Raw genomic sequence first — 26,314 nt, 5'->3', positions numbered from 1 at the left:
TCAGCGACCACCCAGGATGGCGATATAGTCCGAGACCCAGCGGTAGTAAGGCACGCAGGTTCCCTGGCTCTTGCACTGGGAGACGGGAGTTCGCCAGAAGTGAACCCGATCGAAGTTGTCGATGCCGTTGGTCTTGCACCCCTCTTTCCCGAGCAGGGCATTGCCCTCGCAGGCGGCCGGCACCACGGGCACGGAGCCGAACCAGGAGGCGAGATCCCCCTGCAGCTTGTTGTTGAGGGAGTGCTCCAGCCACTTGTAGGCACAGGTGAGGTTCTTGGCCTCGCTGTGCACCATGCTGGTGTCGGCCCAGCCGGTGACGCCCTCCTTGGGCACCGTCGTGGCGATGGGCTGCTTGTCGGCGATCAGGGTATTGGCCTGGAAGGGCCAGGAGCCAGAGGCCACTACCCCCTCGTTCTTGAAGTCGTCGATCTGGACGAAGGCATCGTGCCAGTAGCGTCCCACCAGCTTGCGCTGCTGGCGCAGGAGGTCGAGGGCGGCCTTGTACTGATCCTCGTTCAGCTCATAGGGATCCTTGATGCCGAGCGCGGGCTGGTGGCTCATCAGATAGAGGGCGGCATCGGCGATGTGGATGGGGCCGTCGAACGCTTGCACCCGACCCTTGTTGGACTTGCCGTCCGGCAGGGTCTGCTCCTCGAACACCACGTTCCAGGAGTCGGGTGCCTTGGGGAACACCTTGGTGTTGTACATCAAGATGTTGCCGCCCCACTGGTAGGGCACGCCATAGTGCTTGCCGTCCACCGTGTGCCAGGGGGCATTCTGCAGGCGGGGGTCTATCTTGCCGTAGCTCGGGATGAGCGCCAGGTTGAGTGCCTGCACCTTGCCGCCGGCGATGAGGCGCAGGCTGGCGTCGCCGGAGGCGGTCACCAGATCGAAGCCCCCCTCGTTCATCAGCGCCACCATCTCGTCCGAGGTGGCGGCCGTCTTGACGTTGACCTTGCAGCCGGTCTCTTTCTCGAAGCCGGTGACCCAGTCGTAGTTCTTGTCGGTCTCGCCGCGCTCCACGTAGCCGGCCCAGGCCACGATGTTGAGCTGGCCTTCACCCTTGCCGAGGGTGGTGGGGGCAGCCTGGACCTGGCTTGCCAGCAGCGCCGGGATCAGGGCCAGGGTCAGAGGGGTCAATTTCATCTTGCTCTCCTTGCATGATTGGCAACCGTGGCGGCGCCACAGTAGGCATTAACATCCTGTTAACCAGTCATGAGCGTAGGAGAAGCCGGGAGCAATGAGAATTTCAATTTTTAACGGCTTTGGTATCTGTAAAATCGATATCGAGTGCGGATGAATCTGATTTTTTGCCGGAGTCACGGCTGTTCAGGCTCAGTCCTAGCGGGGGAGGTGCTGGCGTGCCCGCAGCCGGCTCTGATCTCTGGCGATGTCGATGAACTCGCGTGCGGCCCAGTCAAGGCGCGAGCCGCGCCGCCACACCAGACCGATGTCGATGGCGGGGATGGGCTCCTTGATGGCGCGGGCCTCGACCCGCTCTTGCTCCAGGGACCAGGGGCGGTAGGCAAAGTCCGGCAGCAGGGCGAGCCCGAGCTGGCTCGCCACCAGGCTGCGCACCGCTTCCACCGAGGCGGTACGCAGCACGATGCGCGGCGCGATGCCGTAGCGGCGCAGGCCGCCGCCGATGATCTGGTCCAGCTGGTCGGCGGTCAGCGAGATCATGGGCTCCTCGCCGAGCGCCTTGAGGGAGAGGGTCGACTCGGCGCAGAGGGGGTGGTTGGCTGCGAGCCAGACCCGCAGCGGCGAGCGGGTCAGCAGCTCGGTATCGAACGCCTCCTGGCGGATGGTGGGGTTGGTCATCAGGATCCCCACGTCCACCTCGCCGTTGACGATCTGGTGTTCGAGATAGGGCTGCTCATCCTCCTTCACCTCGATCTGTACCGCCGGGAAGGCGCGGCGAAAGCGGCCGAGGGCCTCCGAGAGGTAGTAGCCTGCCACCAGCGTGGTTACGCCTATGGTAAGCCGCCCCTGATCCTGCTGGGCTACCGCCTTGAGGGACTGGCCGGCTTCGGTCATGGCGCTTAGGATGCGACGGGCGTGCAGCAGAAACTGGTGACCCTGGGTAGTGAGGCTGACCCCGCGCGGATTGCGCTCGAACAGGGCGGCGCCGAGCTCGGTCTCCAGCTCGCGGATGGCGCTGGTGACCGCCGACTGGGAAATGTGCAGCTCGGCGGCTGCGCGGCTGACCGAGAAGCTGTCGGCCACCGCCACGAAATAGCGGATCTGGCGAAAGGTGAAGTTCATCTGGGCGTCCTGCCACGTGCGATCAAGGTGAGTGCCAGCTTAACCTCGAATCGCACCCAGACAAAAGGCGCCGTGATGGCGCCTTTGTCGTTGTTTTTACGGAAATTAGCGGGCTGTCACCGCCTCTGTGACCGGTACACGGTTCACCCCCTTGCCCAGATAGGCGAGGGTGATGGTCACTATGATGCAGGTGAAGCTGAGCCACATGTAGGGCAGGTAGTCGAGGGTCGCTACCCCGAGGACCCCGGCCATGAAGATGCCGTTGTCGCTCCAGGGCACCATGCCGCAGGTGAGGGTGCCGCCAAACTCGGCGTTGCGGGAGAGGTTCTTGCGCGCAAGCCCCAGTCTGTCGTAGTTCTTGGCCATGATCTTGGGGGTCAGGATCAGGGACACATACATGGCCGAACCGAACACGTTGGCCAGGAAGGCGGTGCCGATGGTGTGGCTGGTCAGGCTGCCGGCGCTGTTGATGCGCTTCTCGAAGGCACTGGCGATCACTTCCAGGATGCCGACCTTCTCCAGCAGACCGCCGAAGCCCAAGCCGAAGATGATGACGGCCACGGAACCCAGCATGGACTCCATGCCGCCACGGCCCAGGATGTTGTCGATGAAATCGACGCCGGAGGTGATGGCAAACGGGCTGTAGGCGGAGTGCATCGCCTTCACCGGATCCATGTCCTGGAAGAGGATCGCCCAAACAAGACCCAGCAAGGCGCCGAAGCTGATCACCGGGAATGCGGGCTTGCGGTTGGCCAACAGGCCCAGCACCAGCACCACGGGCACTATGGCCATGGGGGTGATGTTGAACTGCTTGTCGAGGGCGTCCATCACCAGATTGACCTGCTCCAGGCTGACGTTGCCGGAGTACTGCATGCCGACCACGGTGAACAGGGCGGCGGTGATGACGTAGGAGAACAGGCTGATGGGCAGCATCCCCTTGATGTGTTCCATCACGTCGACGTTGGACATGGTCGAGGCCAGCACCACGGAGTCGGAGAGCGGGGAGAGCTTGTCACCGAAGTAGACGCCGGAGAGCACGGCACCGGCTACCAGCGGCGCGGGTACCCCCAGGCTGTGGCCTATACCCATCATGGCGATGCCGGCGGTGGCCGCCGAGCCCCAGGAGGTGCCGGTGGCCAGCGAGGTGAGAGAGCAGATGATCAGGGTCGCCAGCAGGAAGATGGAGGGGTGTATCACCTTGAGGCCGAAGTAGATGATGCTGGGGACGATGCCGCCGGCAATCCAGGTGCCCACCAGGGCACCGACGGAGATCAGTATCAGGATGGCCCCCATCCCCTTGGCGACGCCGTCGACTGCCGCCTGTTCCAGGGATTTGTAATCATGGCCGAGCTTGATGCCGAGCCCCATGATGACGAACCAGGCGATGAACAGTGCCAGCTGGATTGGCAGATCCAGCACGCTGGTGAAGGAGAAGGCCAGGGCCAGGAAAATGGCCAGGCAGGCAAATACTTGCGACATGCCCGGCAATCGGATGTGGTGTTGTTGGTTTTGCATAGACGCTCCCTAAACTCTTGCTCGCCAAGGTCAGCCCCTCTCGTCCTGCGGATGCGTTGATCCCGAGAGGCTTACCAAAAGAGGGCGCAATCTACCATAAAGCGGAGGTGTAAAATCCCTGCTCATTCGGCAAAACAGCTTTAAAATTTTAAAATCCCACAAAATAGTTGATCTAATCGGCATTTTTCACTGTTCAATCGACACCGTTTGATAGCCGGAGATCCATAGGCAAGTTCGATTGCAGATGGCGACACCAAAGATGATAATGGTTATCATTAATCTTTCTCGGACTAATGCCAATGAACTGGATAGCACGCGCTCTGCTCTTGGCCGCCCTTCTGGCGGTGCTGGTCTGGGGTCAGGAGAAGGAATACGGGTTCTGGAGCCTGGGGTTCTTGCTGGCTGCCTGGGTCATGCTGGAACCCAGGCTGAGACCGGTGTTGATCCTGCTGCCGGTTGCGGGAATGACAGGGGTCGTCACTCTGCTCTGGCAGCAGGGCTGGCATTAAGCCTGGCGAGTGGGGACGGCCTGGATCTTGTCGTAGGCCTGGCGCAGGGAGGCGATGACCTTCTTCTCCATTTCGCTGCGTTCGGCGTCTGTCGTGAAGTAGATCATGTCGACATCGTGACGGATGTAGTGGGAAGGAAGCTGGTTGAGTGTCAGGCAGCAGAGGTCTGCCAGCTGATAGGGGGTCAATGTTCGAGCCAACCCCTGTTTTTCTATCTCCTTGAGCACCAGATGCTCATAGAAGTTGTGAATATCGGTATCCAGGATCATGGGAAAACCCCCGTGGTGGCGCAGCATCTTCAACAGCATAGCCATGGGGCATGAAAACACAAAAGGCCCGTTACTCTCGTAACGGGCCTTTGCAGAATGATGGTGCGAAGAGAGGGACTCGAACCCTCACATCCGTGGGACACTAACACCTGAAGCTAGCGCGTCTACCAATTCCGCCACCTTCGCACACTGATTTTCTCCAGCTGGTTTTTAAATGCGGTTGGAGCGCATTTTCTGTGTTTTACATGCCAGAAGCATGGTGCGAAGAGAGGGACTCGAACCCTCACACCCGGGGGGCACTAACACCTGAAGCTAGCGCGTCTACCAATTCCGCCACCTTCGCACATCGGGTTATCAGTCTGGATTTACATGCTGTCTGACAAAAGCATGGTGCGAAGAGAGGGACTCGAACCCTCACACCCGGGGGGCACTAACACCTGAAGCTAGCGCGTCTACCAATTCCGCCACCTTCGCACATCGGGTTATCAGTCTGAATTTACATGCCGTCTGATAAGAGCATGTTGCAGTATGGTGCGAAGAGAGGGACTCGAACCCTCACATCCGTGGGACACTAACACCTGAAGCTAGCGCGTCTACCAATTCCGCCACCTTCGCATCACTGCGGTGGGGGATTCTATAGAGTTTTGGGGGGGCGTCAACAGCCAAAGGGGACTTTTTTCGCTGTTGACGGATAAAGGCGTGCCAAGGGCACAAAACTTCAGCAATCGGCGTCAGACGGTGGCCAGCGCATCCTGATACATCTGTTCGTACAGGATGACGGAGTCTGCCCAGTCGAAGCGGGTGTTCATGGCGTGGTGCTGCACACGGGCAAAACGTGCCGGCTCCTGCAGATAATGGAGCAGGCTGCGGCGCATGGCATCGAGTAAGGTGCTGGCAGTGGGATCGTTGAAGCAGAAACCGGTCGCGTGCGTCGGGTCGGCATCCCAGTCCACGACGGTATCTTTCAATCCGCCGACAGCCCTCACCAGGGGCAGGGTGCCATAGGCCAGACTGTACATCTGGTTGAGCCCGCATGGCTCGAACAGAGAAGGCATCAGGAAGAAGTCGGCGCCGGCCTCCACCAGGTGGGCCAGACGGTCGTCATAGGCATTGATGAAGGCAAACTTGTCGGGATGCTGCTGGGCAATGCTTTGCAACTGGGCGGCGAGAGAGGGATCACCGGAGCCCACGATCACTACCTGGACCTGATGCTGCAAGAACTTGTCCAGCGCCGGGATGAGCAGGTGTACTCCTTTCTGCTCGGTCAGTCGACACACCATGCCATAGATGGGGAGGTTGCCAACGGGGAGCCCCGTCTCCTGCTGCAGGATGCGCTTGCAGGTGTGTTTGCCATCCAGGTTGTCGGCATCATAGGTGGCGGGCAACAGGGGATCGAAGGCGGGATCCCAGTCCTGATAGTCACAGCCGTTGAGGATGCCACGCAGGTCAGCTGCCCGCTGCTGGAATACGCTGGCCATGCCGTGAGCGCCCAGGTGTGTCAGCAGCTCGCTGGCGTAGTTGGGGCTGACCGCATTGATCTTGTCTGCGTAGAGCACACCGCACTTGAGCAGATTGATGTGACCATAGTCGTAGTTGATGCGCTGCTCGTAGTCGTGGATTTCCGGCACGGCCCAGAACTGCTGGCGATCGAACACGCCCTGAAAGGCCGCGTTGTGAATGCTGATGACCGACCGGGTGCGCTGGAAGAAGGGGTTGTGGGCATGACGGGTTTTCAGCAGCAGCGGCAGCAGACCGGTGTGCCAGTCGTTGCAGTGGGCGATGTCGGGAGCGAAACCCAGCTGTTCGCACGCATGCAGGGCCGCCGCGGCCAGAAAGGCAAAGCGTTCACCGTTGTCGGGATAGGCCTGGTTGTTCTCGGCATAGAGCTGGGGGCGGTCGAAATAGTGCGGGCAATCGAGCAGATAGACGCAGATCCCGTCCAGTTCCAGCTGATGGATGCGATAGCTGATATCACTGCGATCCTGGGGGGTGGGGAGCCAGCGCGAGGCGAGGAGGGTGGCCTCGTCCCGGCGCTTGATGGTCTTGTAGAAGGGCATAATGATGCGCACATCGTGCCCCTGACGGGCGAGATGCTGCGGCAGGGCCTTGGCCACATCTGCCAGGCCCCCGGTCTTCACCAGCCCCTCAACCTCCGAGGCTACAAACAGGATTTTCAGTGGGTTAATAGCCAACTCTTGCTCCCTTAGGTACCACGACGATACCGCCTTCGGATACGGTAAACCGCTCTCTGTCATGGTCCAGATTCTCACCGATCACGGTGCCGGGTGCAATTTCAACGTTTTTGTCGATGATGGCGCGGCGAATGGAGCAACCTTCGCCGATTTTCACATCCCCCAGCAGCACGGATTCACTGATGTGGCTGCAGGGGCCTATGTTGCAGCGAAATCCCAGTATGGATCGCTGGATCTGGCTGCCCTGAATGAAGCAGCCACCGGAGATCAGGGAGTTGGCGATCTTGACCTTGCAGTCGTCGGTATCGATGAAGGTGGCGGGGGGCAGGGGCGGGTAATGAGTGTGCAGCGGCCACTTGCGATTGTAGAGAGAGAAGGGGGCATCGTCGGCCACCAGGTCCATGTGTGCCTGCCAGTAAGAGTCGAGCGTCCCCACATCGCGCCAGTAGACGTTGGGCTTCTCGCCCGGGATCACGTTGGTGCTGTAGTCGTAGACATAGACGGGGGCACGAGGGAACAGGCTGGGAATGATGTCCTTGCCGAAATCGTGACTGGAGTTCTCCTCGGCGGCATCCCGCTTGAGCTCCCGATAGAGGGCCTCGGTCTCGAAGATGTAGTTGCCCATGGAGACCAGGGCCTGGGTGGGGTCGCCGGGGATGTGTTTCGGGTGACGGGGCTTTTCTTCAAAGCCAATCATGCGCCCTTCCTGATCCACCTCGATCACCCCGAAGGCGCTTGCTTCCTCGATGGGCATGCGCAGGGCAGCGACGGTCAGGGCGGCCGCTTTCTGCTTGTGGAAGCTCACCATCTGGCTCACGTCCATCTTGTAGATGTGATCGGAGCCGAAGATGCAGACGTGCTCGGGGTCGGAGATCTCGATGAAGCGCAGGTTCTGGTAAATGGCGTCTGCGGTGCCGTCATACCAGCGTTTGCCCATTCGCATCTGGGCCGGAATGGGGTCGATGAAGCGATCCGTGATGCCGACGATGTTCCAGCCCTTCTTCATGTGCAGGTAAAGAGACTGGGACTTGAACTGGGTGAGTACATAGATGCGCAGGAAGTCGGCGTTGACGAAGTTGTTGAGCACGAAGTCGATCAACCGATAACTGCCGCCAAAGGGTACGGAGGGTTTGCTGCGGGTGGTGGTCAGCGGTTGCAGTCGGGTACCTTCACCGCCTGCCAGTATCATGGTGAGTATGCCTGCCATCGTCGTTCTCTCCCTGAGATCATGATGTTGAAAAGGTTTTCATGTCGCTGCGAAAAAAACACCCCTAAAGGGGTGGTAAACGTTTTCTTGGTACCTTAACAGATCCCGTCTGGCACTCTCTACTTGTTTTATTACAACCGTTGCACTTCTTTAAGCTTTGCTCAGATACACCTTGAATTTGGCATCGCCCGCGATCACCTCGGTCTGTTTGAAGTGCGCATCCAGTATAGGCTGGTATCGCAGGAAGGCATTGGCGACTATGGTCAGGGCGCCATTTGCGGTCAGGTACTCAGGTGCCTTTGCCAGGAAGGTTTCGGTGGCGGCGTAGAAGGTCTTGAGCCCGGCATGGAAGGGGGGATTCGAGACAATCTGTTGGAATGTTTCGGCAATGTCGGAATAGACATCGGAGGCATGAACACGTCCGCTCAGACCGTTGACCGCCAGGGTTCGGCGGCTGGACTCCAGTGCCAGGGCATTGATATCCACCATGGTGACAGCCAGGGCCGGGTTGCGCTTGGCCAGCACGGAACCGATGACGCCGGCGCCGCAGCCAAAGTCGAGCAGCTTGCCCGTTACGGGGGGGAGGCTCGCCAGCAGCATCTGGGTGCCGAGATCCAGGCCGTCTGCACTGAAGACCCCAGGCAGGGCCATGACGGTCAGGGTGGTGTCGCCCGCCTGGCACTCATAGCGACTGAACCAGGCGTCCAGCTCGAAGGGGACGACCGGTTTGTCGAGCGTGCCGTGGTAGAGAGAGCAGCGGCGCGCAGAGTCGCGCTTGATCGGTTTCTCGCCATAAGGTGCCAGCAGCTTGTCGGCCCCGTTGATGCCGCCCCGGTTCTCGCCGGCGAGGAACAGGTCGGCCCCGCTTTCGAGCAGCGGCGTCATCATGGCCAGCAGGTATTGCGCCTCGGCCTTGGCCTTGGGCATCAGCAGCAGCAGGGCATCGAATCGGGGGGCGCCACCCAGCTGGTGATCGAACAGGATGGCGTCTCCCAGAACGGCCTGCTGGGTGCGGTAATAGCAGTAATCCGTGGTGAAGACGGTCAGGCTTTGTGCCAGCTCGGCCAGTTGACGAGGATAATCATCCTCCAGGGCACCGCACACCAACAGCCGCTTGCCGACAAAGAGGGCTTGGTTACGTTCCAGCATCTGACTGACGGCACTGACAGGACGGCTCATTGGGTCTCTCCACGCATTTTTGGGCGGCCATTATACATGGCCGCTTTCGCCTTGACATTTATGCCGTGTTCCCGAAATATGCCCAGACGCCTTATTTACCCAGAGATGATGCAATGCGGTCATGCGTATCGAAACGAAAGCATAAACACAGCCTGACAATCGGGCCTGCTGGCGTGCGCGCGTAACCTCTCATCCCTGAGACGATTCAAGCCCCGGTAGCGACTCCCGTACCGGGGCTTTTTATTGACCAATCCATCTGTTTAGGAGAAGGAAATCCCATGTTTCAAGGTTCGATAGTTGCCCTGATCACCCCATTTCGACAGGGCCAGCTGGACGAGGCCGCACTGGCTCGCCTGGTGGAGTGGCACATAGAGCAGGGAACCCATGGCATAGTGCCGGTCGGCACGACCGGGGAGAGCCCGACCCTGACCCACGATGAGCATTGCCGCGTGGTGGAGCTGGTGGTCAAGCTGGTGGCCGGGCGCATTCCCGTGATCGCAGGTGCAGGCTCCAACAACCCGGTTGAAGCCATTGAATACACCCGCTATGCCGAGCAGATGGGAGCGGATGCCACCCTGCATGTGGCCGGTTACTACAACCGCCCCAATCAGGAAGGGCTCTACCACCACTTCAAGGCGGTGCACGACGCCACCACCAAACCCATCATCGTCTACAACATTCCGCCCCGCGCCATCGTTGACGTGCAGCCGGCGACCCTGGCCCGTCTGGCCGAGTTGCCGCGCATTGCCGGCGTGAAGGATGCCACCGGTGATCTGGCCCGCCCCTGGGTTGAACGCCAGCTCATCAAGAAGCCGTTTGCCTGGCTCTCCGGTGAAGACGCCACCGCCGTGGCCTACAACATCGGTGGTGGCCAGGGTTGCATCTCGGTGACGGCCAACGTGGCCCCCAAGCTGGTGGCCGAGGTGCAGAACCTAGCGCTGGCCGGTGAGTGGCAAGCTGCCCGCGAATTGCAGGACAAGCTCATTCCGCTGCACCAGGCCATGTTCGCCGAGCCGAGCCCCGCAGGGGCCAAGTATGCGGTCTCTCTGCTGGGTCTGTGCAGCGAAGAGTGCCGTCTGCCGGTGATGCCGCTCTCCGAGGCCACCCGCGAGCGCATCCGCAGTGCCATGCTGGCATTGAATCTGTTGTAAAAACTGGGCTCTGGATCTCGCTTTTGATTGCCCGGTCAATTAATGGCCGGGCTTTGCCGATATACTCGCTTGGATACAACCAAGGATGATTTGGCATGGAAGAATGGGATCCGGAGCACTTCACCAGTTTTGAACATCTCTGTGAAGTGACCTTGTCTGCGGTCAGGGAAAAAACAGAGGCTGAACAGATCTATCTGTGGCTGCGTGCTCCGACGCCCCAGCTCTATCACTATCGCCCGGAACAGGGTCTGCTCTGCCTGAGCGCTGACGTCCTCTCTTCCCTCGAGTTGCCCATCCTCTTCATCGAACGTTCCCTTGCGCTCGGCCAGTTGCTGGTGGAGCCCATCGCGCCGACCCGAGCCATCTGGGAGCGGGAGAGCGTCGAACCCGAGATCCCGCGCCTGCGCGCCAGCTTCCCCCTCAAGCGTCACAAGGGGCTGGAGGCTGTGGTCTATCTGGAAACCCGCCGTCGTCTCGATCGCCTGCCAAGACGCCAGCAGCAGAGCATCCAGCTGCTCATGCATTATCTCGCCGCCGAGCTCGAGAGTCGGCGACTCGCGGGACAGGTGGATCTGGAGCGGGATCAGCGGCTCCATACCCAGGCAGACCTCGTGCGCAGCCAGGCCCTGCAGGACTCTTTCCTCAGCATGCTGCAGGCGCTGCATCAGGTGGGGGTCAAGCTCTCCCGCTGCGAGAGCGAGGATCGTTTGCTGCACGACGCGGTGGCACTGGCCCGCCAGGAGTTGCAGTTCGATCGCATCGCCATCTTCCTGACTGACAGTGAATTCAAGACCATGCACGGTACATGGGGTACCAACGAGGCGGGTGAGCTCATCGACGAGCGCCATTTCATCAGCCCCATTCCGGATCACCCCACGGTGCAGGAGGCGCTGCGTCGCAAGGACTATGTCCTGGTGCTGGAGGACACGCCTCTCTATTACGAGAAGCAGGAGGTGGGTCGCGGCTGGAACGCCATGGTGTCGCTCTGGGACGGGAGTACCCCCATCGGCTGGATCGCCGCCGACAACCTGCTCTGGCGGCGCCCCCTCAAGGCGTATCAGAGCGAGATCTTCAAGCAGTATGCCGCCGTGCTCTCCCAGTTGCTGATCCGCCAGCGCACCCAGGAGAAGCTTGAGCGCTTCAATCGGGAGCTGGAGCTGAGGGTGCAGGAGCGGACCCGGCAACTGGCCGATACCAACCGGGCGCTGGAGGAGGCCAACCGGCGCCTCTCTCTGCTGTCTCTGGAAGATCCCCTGACTGGCATCGCCAACCGCCGCCAATGGGACATTACCATGGAACGGGAGTGGGAGCGGGCTCGCCGCCATCAGGGCGTGCTGGCGGTGCTGATGATCGATGTGGACGAGTTCAAGTCCTACAACGATCACTTCGGCCACGGCAAGGGGGATCAGTGCCTGCAGCGGGTGGCGGCACTGCTGCAGGACACCGAGCGGCGGCGTACCAACCTGGTGGCCCGCTATGGGGGGGAGGAGTTTGTCATCCTGCTGTGTTCACCGCAGCCGGGAGAGGCGGAGCGGCTGGCGGAGCAGATCCACCACGGCCTTGACGCCTTGCAAATTCCCCATCCGGCTTCCCGGGTGGCGGCGACACTCACCGTCAGCATCGGGTTCAGCTATCTGGTCCCGTCATCGGACAAGGAGTGGCAAACCCTGACCGAGCAGGCGGATCAGGCACTCTATCACGCCAAATCACAAGGGCGGGCCTGTACCCTGGCCTATCGCTGACACCTGCGTGGGGGCTGCCTGCCCGGCATCAGATCCATGCTGATCTGTATACGTGTGGGCTTTCAGATCCACGCCGCCCTGTATATATGAGGTAGCAAGCGTTTCTCGCCATCTGGTGCATGGCGATGCGCCCGCGCTCTGGCTAGAATGGGGGCCCATTTTTCACAGACAGATCCTGCACCATGACCCTATCCGGATTTCAAGGCCTGGTTTTCGACCTCGACGGCACACTGGTGGACTCCATGCCCTTGCACCTGGCCGCCTGGGAGCACACCGCCCGCGAGTTTGGCTTTCGGTTCGACGCCGACTGGTTTTATGAGCTGGGAGGCATGCCCAGCCGCAAGATAGCCCTGCTGGTGGCCGAAGTGCAGCAGATCGCGCTGGATCCCCTGGTGGTGACACGCTGCAAGACCGAACACTATGTCGCCAACCTGCACAAGGCCACCCCCTTCCCGGCCATGCTGGATCTGGTGGAACGCTATCACGGCCGGATCCCCATGGGCATAGGGACAGGCTCTCCCCGTATCAATGCCGAAGCGGTGCTGCGCAACACAGGGCTGGATCGGTATTTCCCCGTGGTGGTCACCGCCGACGACGTGGAGCTGCACAAACCCCATCCAGACACCTTCCTGCTGGTGGCGCGACGCCTGGGTGTCGAGCCCGGTCAATGTCTGGTGTTCGAGGATACGGGCATAGGCGCACAGGCCGGTGAAGCGGCCGGTATGCAGGTTTGCATGGTCAGAGAGGGAAAACCGGTCGGATTGACCTACTGAGTGACGAAGACGAGCGGGTCAACAACCGGCTCGGGAGAGAAGCCCCACTCTCATACGGGACAGGCGAAACATGAGAGTGGGGAGCAGATGTCACTGGCTGACGCAGCGACACCGTCAGGATGGGCAGTGGCGAGATTTACTGCTCGCTGCCACCACCCTGGTTGTCGTCATAACGGCTGGGGGCGCCATGGGGGCGCGGCGCCATGGAAACCCGTGGCTTGCGGGCCCGCTGGATGCTGACGGCAGGACGGCCGGAGTGCATGGCAATGGTGGAAATCTTGGCCTTGTAGACCAGTTGCTGATTGCCATGGGCATCGGTCAACAGCACGCTGTACTGGTCAAAACCGCTGATGGTCCCCTCCAGCTTGATGCCGCTCACCAGGAAGATGGCGACCTGGCTACGGTTTTTGCGCAACCAGTTGAGGGCAGAATCTTGCCCGTTCCCGAGGGAGAAGGCCTGCTCGATAGTGGAGTAGCTTGGGGATTCAGTTGTCATAAATTATTGTCCCGCGGAAAAAAAGTGGCGTTTGATTGTGCTAAATGGGCACTGCCTTGTCAAAGTCATTCTCACACCCGGGCAGGATGGACAACGACAGGGCTGGTCGGCAGGGGCCGCTGCTGCAATAATTGGCGGCTCTGGCCCCGTGGCGGGCCTCATGCTGGGGTCTTATCTTGCATCCGGTTTCACACCAACATCCACCCACCTATACCCATGACGCGACCGCCTGCGAAGAGTGTGACCTGCTGGTGCCGGCCACCGAGCTGGCCGTGGGGGAGACGAGCAGTTGTCCGCGCTGCGGCCATACCCTGACTCGTCATCTGCCGGAGCAGGAGCGCAGGCCCATCGCCTATGGCTTTGCGGCCATCATCATGTTCGTGCTCTCCAACGCCTTTACCTTCATGTCGTTCTCGGCCAAGGGGGTGGGGCAGGAGATGACCTTCCTGCAGTGCATCACCACCCTGGTGGATCAAGGCTACCTGTTCCTCGGGGCCGTGCTGAGCATTACCCTGATCGGGTTGCCGCTGGTCTATATCGGCTCCATCATGCTGGTGCTGTGGCGCCTGGACAAGGATCTGCACAGCAAGGCCCTGCGCTCCCTTGGCCGCCTGCTGTGCCGGATCAAGCCCTGGCTGATGGTGGACGTCTTCCTCATCGGGGTGCTCATCTCTCTGGTCAAGCTGATGGGGATGGCCGACATCAAGATGGGGCTGTCGTTCTGGGCCTTCGTTGGCTACACCCTGCTGCTCATCAAGATGATCTCCTCCCTGGATCGGATGTGGCTGTGGCAGCGGCTGTTCGGCCCGACGGCGGCGAGGGAGCTGGATCCCGAGGAGAGCGCCCTGTCGTGCGGTCTGGTGGGCTGTCACATCTGCGGCGCCCTGAACGAGCAGGATGCCCATAGTTGCGTTCGCTGCGGGGATCACCTGCACAGCCGCAAGCCGGGTGGTCTGAACCGCACCTGGGCCCTGCTGATCACTTCGGTGATCCTCTATGTCCCAGCCAACCTTTATCCCATCATGGACACCGTGTTCCTGGGGGATGACAGCCCCTCGACCATCATGGGCGGGGTGGTGCTGCTGTGGGCCATGGGCTCCTACCCGATTGCCGCGGTGATTTTTTTCGCCAGCGTGGTGGTGCCGCTGGTGAAGATCCTGGCGCTGCTGTGGCTCTGCTACGTGGTGCAGCGCGGCCAGGGGGCATCTCCCCTCGGCAAGCTCAAACTCTATCGCATGACCGAATTTGTGGGGCGCTGGTCGATGATCGACGTCTTCGTGGTGGCCATCCTGGCCGGTCTCATTCGGCTCGACAATCTGATGACCATCTACCCTGGCCCTGCGGCCGTCGCCTTTGCCGGGGTCGTACTGGTCACCATGGTGGCTGCCATGAGTTTCGATTCCCGCCTGATCTGGGATTTACAACAAGGAGAACGCGAACGTGAGTGAGCGTAAGACAAGGTGGAAACCGGGCTCTGATTTCATGAGTTCGGCTGCCGCTATCTGGATGGTGCCCTTGCTGGCGCTCTTCATCGGCGCCTGGATGCTGTTCCAGCACTGGTATTCACAAGGGCCGAGCTTCACCCTGACGGTGGCGACCGCCGAGGGCATAGTGGCAGGCAAGACGGTGATCCGTTCTCGTGAAGTGGAGGTGGGCCGTATCGAGACGGTGGAGCTCAGCGAGGACTACAGCCATGCCGTGCTCAAGGCTCGCCTGACCAATGCCGCCGCCGGCATGCTCAAGAAAGACAGCCAGTTCTGGGTGGTCAAGCCCAGGGTCGGGCGTGAGGGCGTTTCCGGTCTTGGCACCTTGCTCTCCGGTGCCTATATCGAGCTTTCTCCCGGCAAGAAGGGCAGGGCGCGAAGCGAATACGCCATGCTGGACAGGCCACCCCTGGCATCCCTGGATGCCAGGGGATTGCGGCTATCCCTGTCCAGCCGGGATGCCAACGCGCTGGGCGCGGGTTCCCCCATCAGCTATCAGGGATTCACCATCGGTCAGGTCGAAGAGGCCAAATTCCTGCCCGAGAAGAGCGAGATGCAGTACCAGCTCTTCATCAACGCGCCTTATGACGTCCTGGTGAGCAGCAACTCCCGGTTCTGGTTGACGCCCGGCTTCGAGGTCTCCATGAGCAGCGAGGGGATGAAGGTGAAGATGGACTCGCTGGAGAGCCTGATCAACGGCGGCATCACCATGGGGCTGCCTCCCGGCTGGTTGCCGGGGGAGCCGGTGAAACAGAACGACGAGTTCGTGCTGTTCAAGGACGAGGAGAGCGTGCTGGCCGGTAGCCTGGATCAGTTCATCGACTATGTCTTCCTGTTCGACAATGACGTGGGCGGGCTGCATCCCGGCGCGGCGGTACAGTATCGCGGCATCCGGGTCGGTACCGTCATCTCGGCTCCCTATCTCATCGACGACAAGGGCGTCCAGCTATTCAAGAGCCGGCAGATCCCGGTGCTGGCGCGCATCGAGGGGCAGCGTCTCTCCCACCGTTATGCCAATGCGGAGAAGGAGCAGTGGCGGGCCCTGTTCAACAAGCAGTTCAAGGAAGGGCTGAGGGCCAGCCTCAAGACCGCCAGCCTGCTGACGGGGGGCAAGGTGATCGATCTGAACTTCTATCCGGATGCGCCTGTCTATCAGCCGCTCAAGATGGCGGGCTATCAGGTCTTCCCGACTGCCCAGGCCGGGCTGGATCAGATCGAACGCAAGGTGAACCTCATCCTCGACAAGTTCGTCGACATGGACATGGCTACCACCCTTACTCAGGTCAACAGCACCCTGATGACGCTGGACAAGACGCTCAAGCATGTCAGTGCCGTGAGTGCGAATCTGGAGCAGTTTACCGGCCAGCAGTCGACCCAGCAGTTGCCGGCCTCCCTCAACCAGAGCCTCAAGCAGTTGCAGGAGACGTTGCAGACCTATGATGCCGGTTCCCAGACCAATCAGGAGCTGCGTCAGTCGGTGCAATCCCTCAACCAGCTGATGAGCGAGTTGCAACCTCTGGTCCATTCACTGAACGAGCAGCCGAGTTCGCTGATCTTTGACCGCGCTCGTCCGCGGGATCCCGAGCCCAAGCGAGGAAAATGATGAAAAAACGGATGATGACGCTGGCCTTGCTGGGCCTGCTGGCGGGATGTGGCAGTGCACCGACGACGCTGCATTACTATTCGCTGGATGCCGACACGGCGCCGTCGAGTGTCACCACGGCGAAGCCGCAGCACCAGTTGGTGCTGCGCCCCGTCGCCCTGTCCGGTCAGCTTGACCGGATGAGCCTGGTCTATCAGCTGGAGGGAAAGGAGCTGCACTTTGCCGAGTACCATCGCTGGGCAGGTTCCCTCGATGCCCAGTTGAACCAGTTGACCCTCAATGGCCTCTCCAGCCGCTTGCCTGGCTGGGTGGTGCGTCAGGACGGGGCCCGCAAGGGGCCTGTGCTGAGCATCTCGGTCGAGCGTTTCCAGGGGCGGCACGACGGCCGCGCCCTGCTCAGCGGTCGCTGGCGCCTGCTGACGGAGGAGGGGGTCGTGTTGAGAGATGTTCCCTTCCAGCAGGAGCGGGTGCTGCCTGCCGATGGGTATGGCGCCCTGGTGAACGAGCTGGGACAGGGCTGGCAACTGTTGCTCGATCAGATTGCGGCGGATGTACGCACGCGCATCTGAGGAAGCATAAAAAAAGACGGGAGGCCATGGCCTCCCGTTTTGTTTGGGGTCGTCGTTATTGCTGTACTTCCGAGACGCCCTGTACCTTGACCTCTACCCGGCGATCCGGGGCCAGGCAGACGATCAGCTCGCGCTTGGATTTGCTGGTGCAGCTGTCGCCGGTGACGGGAGACTGCTTGCCACGCCCTTCCACATTGACCTTGCCGGCCGGCAGGCCCTTGCCAATCAGGTAATCGGCCACGGTCCGGGCACGCTGCTCGGACAACTTCTGGTTGTAGGCCTCGGAGCCGATGCGGTCGGTATAGCCGATGACGGTGGCCGACCCGTCTTTGGGCCTGGCCTCTTCAATCTGGCTGTAGAGGGTATCCAGCGCCTGCCCGGCCTGGGGCTTGAGGGTGGCCTTGTTGAAGTCAAACAGCACGTCCGAGCTCAGGGTGAACTGCTTGTCGACCATCACGGGCTCGGGCGCGGGGGCGGGAGCTGCGACCGGCAGAGCCGGTGCAACCTGACCGAAGCGATAGACGGCGGCCAGGGAGAGCAGGCCGTTGTCCATGCGCAGGCCGGTATCGTCACGGCTGCCATACGGGGTGCTGTACTGGTATTCGAGGCGGGCTGCCCAATCCAGGCTCAGGGCATACTCCGCACCGAGCGCGCCGACGAAGGTGAAGCGGCTGTCGTTTTCCAGCTGATCGCTGTCGGTCCAGCCATAGCCGCCCCCGACACGGCCGTAAAGGTCCAGATTGTCCGCAACCGGGAACCCCAGTTTCAGCGTGAGCTGGGCCAGCTGGGCTTGCACGGAGTCATTGAAGGCCGCGCCATTGCGGGTGCCGCTGTACTTGAGCTTGCCAAGGTAGTCATAACCCAGTTCGACACCCAGATTCTGGTTGATCTGGTAACCGGCGAAGGCACCGGCGCCGACTTCATCGTCGTCTTTGTCGGTGATGGCGATGGAATTGCTCTCATCGACACCGTAGAAGTTGGACCAACCCAGTTTGGCACCGCCATACCAGGTGTTGTCTTGTCCGGCTGCCTGGGCGTTGGCCGCAAGCAAGCCTGAAACCAGCAAGGTAATCAGTGTTTTGTTCATAGATGCCTCTGCAATCTTGTGTGTGGGGAGCGCGAATTCATGTCGCCTCGCCTCGTGGGTTGGGCCTGTGTTCGACCACAACACGTTTAAACGTAGCTCGCTTTTCTCGATCTACAAGCAACTGATATAAAACATATTGTGATATCCATCTGCATCATAGTGGAGACAGAAGACCGCCGGGGAACCGTGACTCGAATCTGTGATGGGTGTCATATGGATTGCTTGCCCTTGTCGGCAAGAGGGCCGGCTAGGCGCCGGCCCTGGCAGGATGGCCTCCGTTATCGAGGGAGGAATTCGTACTCCTGTTCGATGAAGGCGGCAGCCCGCTCGCTCAGGGCGGCGTGTACCACTGTGGTGGGGTGGACCTGGTCCCAGAACATCTTGCCTTCACAGTTCAGCTCGCCCGCACTGCGGCGCGCCATGGGCGTTGCGACGGCCTGAGCCAGCAGAGGGTTGCCGGCGATGGCAAGGCGCTCCTCGGGATTGAAGGGGGCCAGTCGACTGTCGGTGGCGGCGCTGCGGGAGGCAAAGGGCTTCCACACATAGCCGCCGCCATAGCAGGCGTGTTCGGTGTCGCTCAGGCCGAAGTTCTGTGGCTCGCGCAGCATCTCGGCGAACTGCTTGTCGATCTCGAACAATCTCACCATGCCGGTGGGAGCCAACTGGCGTGCCAGATTCAGCAGCAGCTGGTTGTGGTAGGCGGAGACATGGCTGGCTGCCTCGACCACTTTCTGGCTGCGGGCCGAGGGGTTCTGGCCCAGATCCGGCAGGTTGAACAGCAAGATCTGCCTGGCACCGTTCAATACCATGCGGTTGGCCGCATCGCTGATGGCGTCGCGCACCCGCTTGGCATCCTGCTCGGTGTTCCAGCCATAGGCCAGGTAGTCGTTGGCACCGACCCAGAGGATCACCAGATCGTCGGGCTTGAAGCTGTCCTTTTGCAGGAACTGGGTCACCTCGTAGTCCAGGTTGTTGATGACCTGATACTTGGGGTTCCAGGAGATCTTGTTGTAGGCCACGGCAGTGGCGCCCCCTTCCGCCTCGTTGGCGATGGCGAGGCCCGGGAAGTGCTGGGTGAGCTGCTCCAGCCAGACCGGGCCGTTGGAGAAGCGGCCCTGATGGTAAGGCGGGCTGGAGGGGAGGTAACCGCGCATCTTGTCGTACATCTTGCCGGTATCGGAGAGGCTGTCGCCGAACATCACGATGCGGGAGAAGGGGGGACGCGTCTCGGCGGCATGGGCCGTGAGGGCGAAGAGACCCAATAAACACAAAAGCCATTTGTTCATGTAGCTGTTCTCATGGATGGGGCAGGGCGGGCCTGCGGGCTGTTCCTCGATGGCGGCGGGCTGGGAACCCGCATGGCCAGGTGAAAAGGTATCCACTCGAATACATTTTTGCAGCATGCCGTGGCCATTTAATCGCTTGCGATCACATCACTCCTCCCTGAATGGGGAGGCTTCACGTTTGTTTCACGCGCCCCCGGGCAAGATGCCCTCATACAGCAAAGACAGGAGCATGAAATGAACAACGCAAAAGCAATCGCCCTGGTGGCCCTGATGTCCGTCTCTTCCTTCGCCATGGCGGCCTACACCGGCCCCAAGGAGCAGAACAAGGTATCGGTCGCCCAGTTGAAAGACGTGGCCGATGATCAGTGGGTGACCCTGGAAGGCAAACTGGTCAAACACCTGGGTGGCGAAAACTACCTGTTCCGTGACGACAGCGGCGAGGTGGAAGTGGAGGTGGACGGTGACGTGTGGCGCGGTACCGAGGTAGGCCCTGACGATCTGATCCGCGTGCGCGGCGAGGTGGACCACAGCTGGAACAAGACCGAAGTCGAGGGGCGTTGTTGATCAAATCCGTCGCTGGATGGCCGTTCCCCAACCCGTTGATACCACTCAATTCACTGGCTGGCGAACAGGCATACCAAGCCCTGTCAGCTTGTTCATCACCTTCACGCCAGCCAGGATTTCGCCCACCTGGGCGTTGTAGTTCCGCAGGCTCAGCGTTGGCCCGATGAGTTGCTTGAACCGGTACATGGCGGTCTCGGCTATCGAGCGCTGGTGATAGCCGGAGTCTTTCTTCCATTGCTTCAGTTCACCGGCCTTGAGCGCCGTCACCGCCTCGTTGCGGGGATGGCCTTCCTCCCACGGTGCCGCATTTTTTCTCGGCGGTATGGTGGCTTTCGCCCCCTTCTTCTTCAGTAGCGCATGACAGGCCTTGGTGTCATACGCACCATCGGCGCTGACCTGTTTTATCTTGCGTCGTAAGGGGTTGAGCAACGTCGGTAACACCTCGTTATCCGCCACCGTCTCCAGGCTGACTTCGGCAGCGATGACCGCATGGGTTGTGGCATCCACCGCCAAGTGGAGCTTGCGCCACACTCGTCGCTTCTCCTTGCCGTGTTTGCGAATTTTCCATTCGCCTTCGCCATAGACCTTGAGGCCGGTGGCATCAATGACCAAGTGAGCCACCGGGCCTTGGCTGGGGACGCGGTACTTGATGTCGACGGTCTTGGCGCGCTTGCTGATACAGCTATAGTCCGGCGACTGCAAAGGCACCGCCATCAGTTGGAACAACGAGTTAATGAAGCCTTCTAGCGCCCGCAGCGGCAACTTGAACAAGCCTTTTAGCATCAGGGCCGTCTCAATGGCGGTGTCACTGTAGTGGAAACCTCTCCCTCGGCGGCCATGGTGGACCAGGCAATGCCACTGCTTAATGGCTTGTTCGTCCATCCAGATGGTCAACGAACCGCGTTGCACCAAGGCTTGGTTGTACTGCTGCCAGTTGCTGATCTTGTGCTTGGACTTGCCCATCTGATGCTCTCGGAGACTGCGCTACAGGATCAGATCACCGAGATGTCAGATAGTTCCCCGATTTGAGCAACAAGGCCAAGTCGAGGTGGAACACCTGGAGAAGGTGGGGGCTGCGCCCCTGAGCAAGGGTGGCTTCATCGCCAAGTAAGCTTTCTGGCCACAGTAAATGAGAAGGGCGCTCCAGGAGCGCCCTTCTTGCATGCCATCAGCCAGCCCGGCTTGCGACGGTTCGCTTGAACCCCTTCTCGGCCTGATTGACCTTGTAGAGATAGCGGCGAGCCTCTGCCTTGGGATGTTGTTCGGTCAGTACCTGATAGACGGCCTCGGGGGAGAGGCGGTTGATCATGCCGGGGGCCGCCTTGCGATCGTTGGAGAAGGTGTTGAGCACCCCTCCCGCACCACCGTTGTAGGCGGAGATCACCGCATAGCGGCGGGACTGGGGATCCTGGATATCCGCCAGATAGACGGTCTGCAGCAGGTGCAGGTAGGCGGTCCCCACATCGATGTTGTAGGCCGGATTGAACAGATCTTCCCTGGTCGGCTGGCCATCCTTGCCCTTGACCCTCACATAGACATCCCGCCCAGCGGTAGCCGGGATCACCTGCATCAGGCCATAGGCGTTGGCGTGGCTGACCGCATAGGGGTTGAAGCTGCTCTCGGTCTTGATCACCGCGTAGATGAGACTCTCGGCGACCCCGTACTTGCGGGAGGCGTCGCGGATGATGCTGGCGTATTTGTAGCCGCGCCTGTCTTCGTGGTTGGCCACCATGGGAATGTCGATGAAGAAGATGTTGCGGATCCCGAGGGTGCGCTTCTTCATCGCGTTGGCGATCAGATAGTCGGCATAACGCTCTGCACGCCAGCTGGAGCGGATCGCTTGTCCCTGGTTGTCCAGCACCTGGCCATAGAGGAAGGGCTCGCCACCTGGCATGATCTCACGGTCCGAATAGAGGTCGACCTCTGCCGGATCGTCCGGGGTCAGCAGGGTTTCGATGATGGCGCGACGCAGGTGGGCGCGGGGATCCAGACCCGAGACGGTCTCCACCATGATGTGACCGCTGGAGAAATCGATGTGGGCGCGGCTCTTGTACTGATCCGTGTATTTGACGTAGTCAAACTTGCCCGCGAACAGCGCCTCGCGCCCCCATATCTCGTTCACGTTATGGGAGAGCGCACTGATCATGTGTTCAAAACCGCGCACGTCCTTGCCGTTGACCAGATCATCATCGCCACTCCCGCTGGTCTGGGGTGTGGATGAACAGGCAGAGAGAAACAGCAGGGCGCACAGCAGCCCAAAAAAACGACCCATAAGATCCTCAAACCGGGCGGTGGGGCCGCCCGTCACTGACTGGCCTGAGCCAGGATTGGTGTCACCCTGCGGCATATTGACGACTCAGGGGGACGCTGGCCCTTTGACTCGATTCCCGCTCACTGGCTGGGAGGGGTGTAACCGTCGATCTGGACTTCACCCGCGTCGAACAGATAGCTGACCATCTCTTTTTCCAGCAACTGGCGGTGCTCGAGATTCATCATGTTCAGCTTCTTCTCGTTGATCAGCATGACCTGCTTCTTCTGCCACTCGGTCCAGGCTTCCTTGCTGATGTTGTCGAAGATCCGCTTGCCGAGTTCACCGGGGTAGAGTTGGAAATCGAGACCCGGCGCTTCTTTCTTCAGGCGCAGGCAAAATACGGTACGGCTCATGTTGACCTCTGTGGTTGCAAGTCTGGTTGTAAGTCCGGGTAGGCGAGCAGACGGGCCGTGGCCGCCGCCAATCCCACCTCGGCAGGATGGCGTAAGTTATACCAGAGTCGGGTATCCGCTTCCATGAGCAGGGGGGCGGGCGGAACAGCCATTTCGATCAGCAAAGGGCGGATATCGAGGTGGAAGTGGCTGAAAGTGTGACGAAATCCAGCGAGCTCCTGATAGGCGGCATCCTCCAGCCCCAACTCCCGCAGTCGTCCGGTCACCTCGGTGAGGGATTCCACCTGCGGGAAGCAGTAAAGCCCGCCCCAGATCCCTTGCGGCGGACGCTTCTCCAGCAGCAGCTGATCGCCGTGGCGGATGATCAGCATAATGCCGTTGCGTGCCGGAATGCTCTTCTTCGGCTTGCTGTTAGGGTAGGCGGTGGGGTTGCCCTGCGACAGCCCCTGGCAATCGGCCTGCACCGGGCAGCGCTCGCAGGCGGGCTTGCTGCGGGTGCAGACGGTGGCCCCCATGTCCATCATGGCCTGGTTGTACTGGGCCACCCCGACGCGCGGGGTGAGGCGGGTCGCCAGCTCCCAGAGATCGTGCTCGACCTGCTTCTGGCCCGGCCAGCCCGCCAGCGCCAGCCAGCGGGTGAGTACCCGCTTCACGTTGCCATCCAGGATGGCGTGGGGCTGGCCCAGAGAGAGGGAGAGCACGGCCCCGGCGGTGGAGCGACCGATGCCGGGCAGAGCCATCACCTCTTCCAGTTGTTCCGGAAAGAGGCCGCCGTGCAGATCGCGGATCTGCTGGGCAGCCTTGTGCAGGTTGCGGGCGCGCGCGTAGTAGCCAAGCCCGGTCCAGTGATGCAGCACCTCGTCGATGGGGGCGTTGGCCAGGGCCAGCACGTCGGGGAAGCGGGCCATGAACCGCTCGTAATAGGGGATGACAGTGGCAACCTGGGTCTGTTGCAGCATGATCTCGGAGACCCAGACCCGGTAGGGGGTTTTGTCCTGCTGCCAGGGCAGGGTCTTGCGGCCGTGGATCTGGTACCAGTCCAGAATGCGGGTGGCGAAGGTGGTGTTGTCTGAGTGGCTCACAGTGTGCTCATGTTCTGATGATAAGTCCGCCCGCCATCAGGAGGGCGATCCCCGACCCGGCGCATGGCAATGGTCGAGTGTAGGTTATTGATTAAAAAGGGGAGCTCTCGGGCTCCCTCTGAATGGGCGGTGACCCTACCGGGGGAGGGCCACCGGATGCCGGCAGATCAGCCGCGCCAGTCTTGCAGCGCCTTGAGGCTGGCATACTGGCCGCCGACCTGCAGGACGATGTAGTCCTGGGCGATGGCTGCCAGGATGACGCCGGGGGCGATCTCATTGCCCTCGCGCCACTCCCGTCCATTGAGCACGACGGCCCGCTTGGCCGGGTCGGAGGAGTAGTTGTGGGCACCATAGGTCAGGGACGGTACCTGCTGTTTCAGGGCCGGGGCCAGGGCGCCGAGGGGGATGGCACTGGTCTGGACCTGAGCCTGGGGCGCACTCTCTTCCACCAGCGGCGTGTTGTTGAGGGCGGCCATCAGCCGTTCTGCCAGACTCTGTCCCCCCTGGTTTGCGGTAGTCGCAGCCGGGGTTGCGGCAGGTCTTGGAGCGACCACGGGCTCCGGCAGGGGGGGCGGCAGCGGCCGGGTGATCATGGGCCTGGGTTCGACCCGCACGAAGGGGGGAGTCACCACTTCCTTCACTTCGACCTGCTGTTCCACGGGTTTGAGGTGATAGAGGTGCCAGCCATAGTTGGCGGCGGCGCCCATCACCAGAGCCAGGGGCACCAGGGCCCACCAGATCCAGCGGCGGTTGGGCTCCTCTTCCTGGCTCACGGGCAGACCCATGAGCGGCATATGGGGGGTGAACTGGGGCTGGTCGGCCCGGCGCAGGGCCTTGAGCAGGGTGGACATCAGGAAGCCTCCTCGACCATGGGATCCGTCTCATCATCCGCCACGCTGTCGAGATCGACCGGCGTGCTGGCTCGCAGGGATTCATCCTCCAGCCTGGGCATGGGTTCGCCGGAGGCCACATTCAGCCGCAGCAGGGTGTTGCTGCCGGCGATGCCGTCCGGGGTCAGTCCCTGCTCGCGCTGGAACTGTTGCAGCTTGTTCTTGAGGGTGGCATCGAAGCGGCTCACCTTGCGATCGGGTTGCTGCATGGCGCGGCTAAGGGCGTTGTCCAGCCACTGCACCTGGGCAGCCCCGGCATTGCTCGCTATCAGGGGCACGTTGCCCTTGGGCATGCGCCAGAGCAGGGTGTAGCTGCCGCCCCAGGCGTCGGAGAGCCACTGCCTGTCCACCTGCCAGCTCTGGTTGCCGATGAGCAGGGAAGCCTTGTCCGCCCCCAGGCTGACCAGGGTGGCGTAATAGAGGCCGCCGGTCTCGTCGGTGAGACTGATGAGGGCTGGGTATTGCAGCGCCTGCAATTGCGCCAGGGAGGCTTCTCCCTCCTGGCAGCGCAGGCCCGCACGGGGGGCATTGTCGCAGGTTGCCTCCTCCAGCTCGGCCTGGTAGCCCCATACCTTGTAGAGATTCTGCATGGCGACGTCCGGCTCCAGCGCCTGATTGATGGCGCGGGTCAGCTGGGCTTGCTGCTCCGGCGTGTCATCCACCTTGACCGGTACCTCGACCTTGACCAGGGGGCGGGCTGGGAAGAATCCGAAGAATTGCCAGCCCCACCAGCCGGTGGCGACCAGCAGGGCGCCCACCAGGGCGACCGTGAGGCCGGATTGCCAGCTTCCCTCGTCGCGAATGCCGCTCACCTCATACGCGGACTGGCTGATGTCCCCGTGCACTATCTTGTGGCTGCCACGGGCGAAGGCGGCGATGAGGGCGCGGTCGCAGATGAGGTTGATGAGACGGGGAATGCCTCCGGAGAGGCGATGCAGGGTCTGGATGGCCCTGGGGGTGAAGATGGGCTGGACGCAGCCTGCCACCTGCAACCGGAAGCGAACATAGGCATCCACATCCTGGCGCGACAGCGGCAGCAGGTGATAGCGGGCGGTGATCCGCTGCGCCAGCTGGCGCAACAGGGGCTGGCGCAGCATCTGTTGCAGCTCGGGCTGGCCGATGAGCACCACCTGCAGCAGTTTCTTCTCGTCTGTCTCCAGATTGGTGAGCAGTCGCAACTGCTCCAGCACGCCGGGCAGCAGGTGCTGGGCTTCATCCACCAGCACCACGCTGCGCTTGCCTGCCGCCAGATTCGCCAGCAGATGATCCCGGATAAGGTCGAACAACTGCTTGAGGCTGGCCTCTTCGCCGTAGGGCAACTGGAATTCGTCGCAGATGGCGGCCAGTAGATCCCGCTCGGTCAGAGAGGGATTGAGGATGTAGGCGATCTCGGTGTCGGCGGGCAATTGCTGCAGCAGGCAGCGGGAGACGGTGGTCTTTCCCGTACCCACTTCCCCGGTCAGCAGCACGAAGCCGCCACCGTCCTGCAACCCGTAGTTGAGGTGGGCGAGGGCCTCCCCGTGACGCTCGCTCATATAGAGGTATTTGGGGTTGGGCGAGATGGAGAACGGGGGCTCCGACAGACCAAAGAACTGTGTGTACATAAGGATCCATTCCATTGTTATGGGCGGCAGGTTAAAGCCTCCCAAAAGGGATGTCAAAGACCCGGATACCATAAGGGGAGCTGGCTCGAACCACGGGCTGACTCACCCAGGACGATGGCGGGAAGTGGCCGCCCGGCCGAGTGATGGCGAGCCCGGTGCGGCGGGGGCACATCGTCTCTCTTG

At 61.3% G+C, this 26,314-nt stretch carries 23 protein-coding genes, 4 tRNA genes and 2 pseudogenes; 9 read left to right on the top strand and 20 right to left on the bottom strand.

Annotation, left to right across the window (positions count from 1 at the left end; all coding sequences use genetic code 11):
• The 3 genes from ACPW74_RS16960 to nhaC form a co-directional block, all read right to left on the bottom strand.
• Positions 1 to 1,146, bottom strand: a complete 1,146-nt coding sequence (locus tag ACPW74_RS16960; RefSeq protein ID WP_039039701.1) for an ABC transporter substrate-binding protein — start codon at positions 1,144 to 1,146, stop codon at positions 1 to 3.
• A 195-nt stretch (positions 1,147 to 1,341) separates the two neighbouring features.
• The gene (locus ACPW74_RS16955) at positions 1,342 to 2,265 is read right to left on the bottom strand and encodes a LysR family transcriptional regulator (RefSeq protein WP_279981955.1); all 924 of its coding nucleotides are present in this window, start codon (positions 2,263 to 2,265) and stop codon (positions 1,342 to 1,344) included.
• A 105-nt stretch (positions 2,266 to 2,370) separates the two neighbouring features.
• Positions 2,371 to 3,780, bottom strand: coding sequence for a Na+/H+ antiporter NhaC (gene nhaC, locus ACPW74_RS16950; protein WP_223931664.1), 1,410 nt, complete (start codon positions 3,778 to 3,780; stop codon positions 2,371 to 2,373).
• A gap of 299 nt (positions 3,781 to 4,079) precedes the next feature.
• Here nhaC and ACPW74_RS16945 point away from each other — a divergent pair, with 299 nt between their 5' ends.
• Positions 4,080 to 4,289 carry a hypothetical protein gene (locus ACPW74_RS16945; RefSeq protein WP_010675758.1) on the top strand — a complete coding sequence of 70 codons (210 nt, stop codon included), beginning with the start codon at positions 4,080 to 4,082 and terminating at the stop codon, positions 4,287 to 4,289.
• Here ACPW74_RS16945 and ACPW74_RS16940 read toward each other — a convergent pair.
• From ACPW74_RS16940 to rsmC, 8 genes and pseudogenes are all read right to left on the bottom strand, one after another.
• Positions 4,286 to 4,558: a late competence development ComFB family protein gene (locus tag ACPW74_RS16940; protein ID WP_029314828.1), complete on the bottom strand. Its 273-nt coding sequence runs from the start codon at positions 4,556 to 4,558 to the stop codon at positions 4,286 to 4,288. The genes ACPW74_RS16945 and ACPW74_RS16940 overlap by 4 nt on opposite strands.
• A gap of 100 nt (positions 4,559 to 4,658) precedes the next feature.
• Positions 4,659 to 4,744: transfer RNA gene (locus tag ACPW74_RS16935), tRNA-Leu, on the bottom strand.
• A gap of 71 nt (positions 4,745 to 4,815) precedes the next feature.
• Positions 4,816 to 4,901: transfer RNA gene (locus ACPW74_RS16930), tRNA-Leu, on the bottom strand.
• Between the two features lie 45 nt (positions 4,902 to 4,946).
• Positions 4,947 to 5,032, bottom strand: a tRNA-Leu gene (locus tag ACPW74_RS16925).
• A 55-nt stretch (positions 5,033 to 5,087) separates the two neighbouring features.
• Positions 5,088 to 5,173 (bottom strand) — tRNA-Leu (locus tag ACPW74_RS16920).
• A 116-nt stretch (positions 5,174 to 5,289) separates the two neighbouring features.
• Complete coding sequence (gene glgA / locus ACPW74_RS16915) at positions 5,290 to 6,750, bottom strand: glycogen synthase GlgA (RefSeq protein ID WP_039040607.1); 1,461 nt, start codon at positions 6,748 to 6,750, stop codon at positions 5,290 to 5,292.
• Positions 6,740 to 7,960 (bottom strand): annotated as a pseudogene (gene glgC / locus ACPW74_RS16910) (glucose-1-phosphate adenylyltransferase); the annotation flags it as partial. The gene glgA and the pseudogene glgC, both read right to left, overlap by 11 nt.
• A gap of 147 nt (positions 7,961 to 8,107) precedes the next feature.
• Positions 8,108 to 9,136 carry a 16S rRNA (guanine(1207)-N(2))-methyltransferase RsmC gene (gene rsmC, locus ACPW74_RS16905; protein ID WP_010675754.1) on the bottom strand — a complete coding sequence of 343 codons (1,029 nt, stop codon included), beginning with the start codon at positions 9,134 to 9,136 and terminating at the stop codon, positions 8,108 to 8,110.
• Positions 9,137 to 9,414: 278 nt separating this feature from the next.
• Here rsmC and dapA point away from each other — a divergent pair, with 278 nt between their 5' ends.
• The 3 genes from dapA to ACPW74_RS16890 all read left to right on the top strand — a co-directional run bounded on the left by dapA (position 9,415) and on the right by ACPW74_RS16890 (position 12,802).
• Positions 9,415 to 10,287, top strand: coding sequence for a 4-hydroxy-tetrahydrodipicolinate synthase (dapA, locus tag ACPW74_RS16900; RefSeq protein WP_279981952.1), 873 nt, complete (start codon positions 9,415 to 9,417; stop codon positions 10,285 to 10,287).
• Positions 10,288 to 10,382: 95 nt separating this feature from the next.
• The gene (locus tag ACPW74_RS16895) at positions 10,383 to 12,029 is read left to right on the top strand and encodes a sensor domain-containing diguanylate cyclase (protein WP_041213957.1); all 1,647 of its coding nucleotides are present in this window, start codon (positions 10,383 to 10,385) and stop codon (positions 12,027 to 12,029) included.
• Positions 12,030 to 12,211: 182 nt separating this feature from the next.
• A complete protein-coding gene (locus ACPW74_RS16890) occupies positions 12,212 to 12,802 on the top strand; it encodes an HAD family hydrolase (protein WP_041211731.1) in 591 nt (196 codons plus the stop codon).
• 136 nt (positions 12,803 to 12,938) lie between these two features.
• Here ACPW74_RS16890 and hfq read toward each other — a convergent pair whose 3' ends face one another.
• On the bottom strand, positions 12,939 to 13,298 hold the full coding sequence (gene hfq / locus ACPW74_RS16885; protein WP_039040603.1) for an RNA chaperone Hfq: 360 nt from the start codon (positions 13,296 to 13,298) through the stop codon (positions 12,939 to 12,941).
• Between the two features lie 176 nt (positions 13,299 to 13,474).
• Between hfq and ACPW74_RS16880 the strand changes: the two genes are divergently transcribed.
• From ACPW74_RS16880 to ACPW74_RS16870, 3 genes are read left to right on the top strand one after another with little or no spacing between them, the layout of a single operon-like run.
• Positions 13,475 to 14,746: a paraquat-inducible protein A gene (locus ACPW74_RS16880; protein ID WP_041211730.1), complete on the top strand. Its 1,272-nt coding sequence runs from the start codon at positions 13,475 to 13,477 to the stop codon at positions 14,744 to 14,746.
• Positions 14,739 to 16,385: an intermembrane transport protein PqiB gene (gene pqiB, locus ACPW74_RS16875; RefSeq protein WP_279981950.1), complete on the top strand. Its 1,647-nt coding sequence runs from the start codon at positions 14,739 to 14,741 to the stop codon at positions 16,383 to 16,385. The genes ACPW74_RS16880 and pqiB overlap by 8 nt, the downstream gene beginning before the upstream one ends.
• Complete coding sequence (locus ACPW74_RS16870) at positions 16,385 to 16,954, top strand: PqiC family protein (protein WP_042864902.1); 570 nt, start codon at positions 16,385 to 16,387, stop codon at positions 16,952 to 16,954. Before pqiB ends, ACPW74_RS16870 begins: the two co-directional genes overlap by 1 nt.
• Positions 16,955 to 17,009: 55 nt before the next feature.
• Here ACPW74_RS16870 and ompA read toward each other — a convergent pair whose 3' ends face one another.
• Positions 17,010 to 18,041 (bottom strand): porin OmpA, encoded by a 1,032-nt coding sequence (ompA, locus tag ACPW74_RS16865; protein ID WP_041211729.1) that lies wholly within the window; start codon positions 18,039 to 18,041, stop codon positions 17,010 to 17,012.
• A 278-nt stretch (positions 18,042 to 18,319) separates the two neighbouring features.
• Positions 18,320 to 19,327, bottom strand: coding sequence for an SGNH/GDSL hydrolase family protein (locus ACPW74_RS16860; protein WP_279981949.1), 1,008 nt, complete (start codon positions 19,325 to 19,327; stop codon positions 18,320 to 18,322).
• 234 nt (positions 19,328 to 19,561) lie between these two features.
• Between ACPW74_RS16860 and ACPW74_RS16855 the strand changes: the two genes are divergently transcribed.
• The gene (locus ACPW74_RS16855) at positions 19,562 to 19,891 is read left to right on the top strand and encodes a YgiW/YdeI family stress tolerance OB fold protein (RefSeq protein ID WP_425858406.1); all 330 of its coding nucleotides are present in this window, start codon (positions 19,562 to 19,564) and stop codon (positions 19,889 to 19,891) included.
• Positions 19,892 to 19,936: 45 nt separating this feature from the next.
• Here the strand turns inward: ACPW74_RS16855 and ACPW74_RS16850 are convergent, their stop codons facing one another.
• The gene (locus ACPW74_RS16850; RefSeq protein ID WP_336580497.1) at positions 19,937 to 20,854 is read right to left on the bottom strand and encodes an IS5 family transposase; all 918 of its coding nucleotides are present in this window, start codon (positions 20,852 to 20,854) and stop codon (positions 19,937 to 19,939) included.
• 76 nt (positions 20,855 to 20,930) lie between these two features.
• Here ACPW74_RS16850 and ACPW74_RS16845 point away from each other — a divergent pair.
• A pseudogene (locus ACPW74_RS16845) lies at positions 20,931 to 21,002 on the top strand (DNA-binding protein); the annotation flags it as partial.
• Between the two features lie 57 nt (positions 21,003 to 21,059).
• On the opposite strand, the gene mltC reads toward ACPW74_RS16845, so the two are convergent.
• The 5 genes from mltC to ACPW74_RS16820 form a co-directional block, all read right to left on the bottom strand.
• Positions 21,060 to 22,163, bottom strand: coding sequence for a membrane-bound lytic murein transglycosylase MltC (gene mltC / locus ACPW74_RS16840; RefSeq protein ID WP_010675743.1), 1,104 nt, complete (start codon positions 22,161 to 22,163; stop codon positions 21,060 to 21,062).
• A 119-nt stretch (positions 22,164 to 22,282) separates the two neighbouring features.
• The gene (locus ACPW74_RS16835) at positions 22,283 to 22,555 is read right to left on the bottom strand and encodes an oxidative damage protection protein (protein WP_010675742.1); all 273 of its coding nucleotides are present in this window, start codon (positions 22,553 to 22,555) and stop codon (positions 22,283 to 22,285) included.
• Positions 22,552 to 23,637 carry an A/G-specific adenine glycosylase gene (mutY, locus tag ACPW74_RS16830; protein ID WP_182956706.1) on the bottom strand — a complete coding sequence of 362 codons (1,086 nt, stop codon included), beginning with the start codon at positions 23,635 to 23,637 and terminating at the stop codon, positions 22,552 to 22,554. Before mutY ends, ACPW74_RS16835 begins: the two co-directional genes overlap by 4 nt.
• Positions 23,638 to 23,804: 167 nt before the next feature.
• Positions 23,805 to 24,488 (bottom strand): GspB family T2SS assembly factor variant ExeB, encoded by a 684-nt coding sequence (exeB, locus tag ACPW74_RS16825; RefSeq protein WP_010675740.1) that lies wholly within the window; start codon positions 24,486 to 24,488, stop codon positions 23,805 to 23,807.
• Positions 24,488 to 26,131 carry an ExeA family protein gene (locus ACPW74_RS16820; RefSeq protein ID WP_053288783.1) on the bottom strand — a complete coding sequence of 548 codons (1,644 nt, stop codon included), beginning with the start codon at positions 26,129 to 26,131 and terminating at the stop codon, positions 24,488 to 24,490. Before ACPW74_RS16820 ends, exeB begins: the two co-directional genes overlap by 1 nt.
• Positions 26,132 to 26,314 lie beyond the last annotated feature (183 nt).

This window comes from Aeromonas sp. INTO2 (assembly GCF_049860605.1).
GTDB lineage: Bacteria > Pseudomonadota > Gammaproteobacteria > Enterobacterales > Aeromonadaceae > Aeromonas > Aeromonas caviae.
The sequence above is the reverse complement of the archived record's forward strand: the minus strand, read 5'-3'. Positions and strand labels throughout refer to the sequence as shown.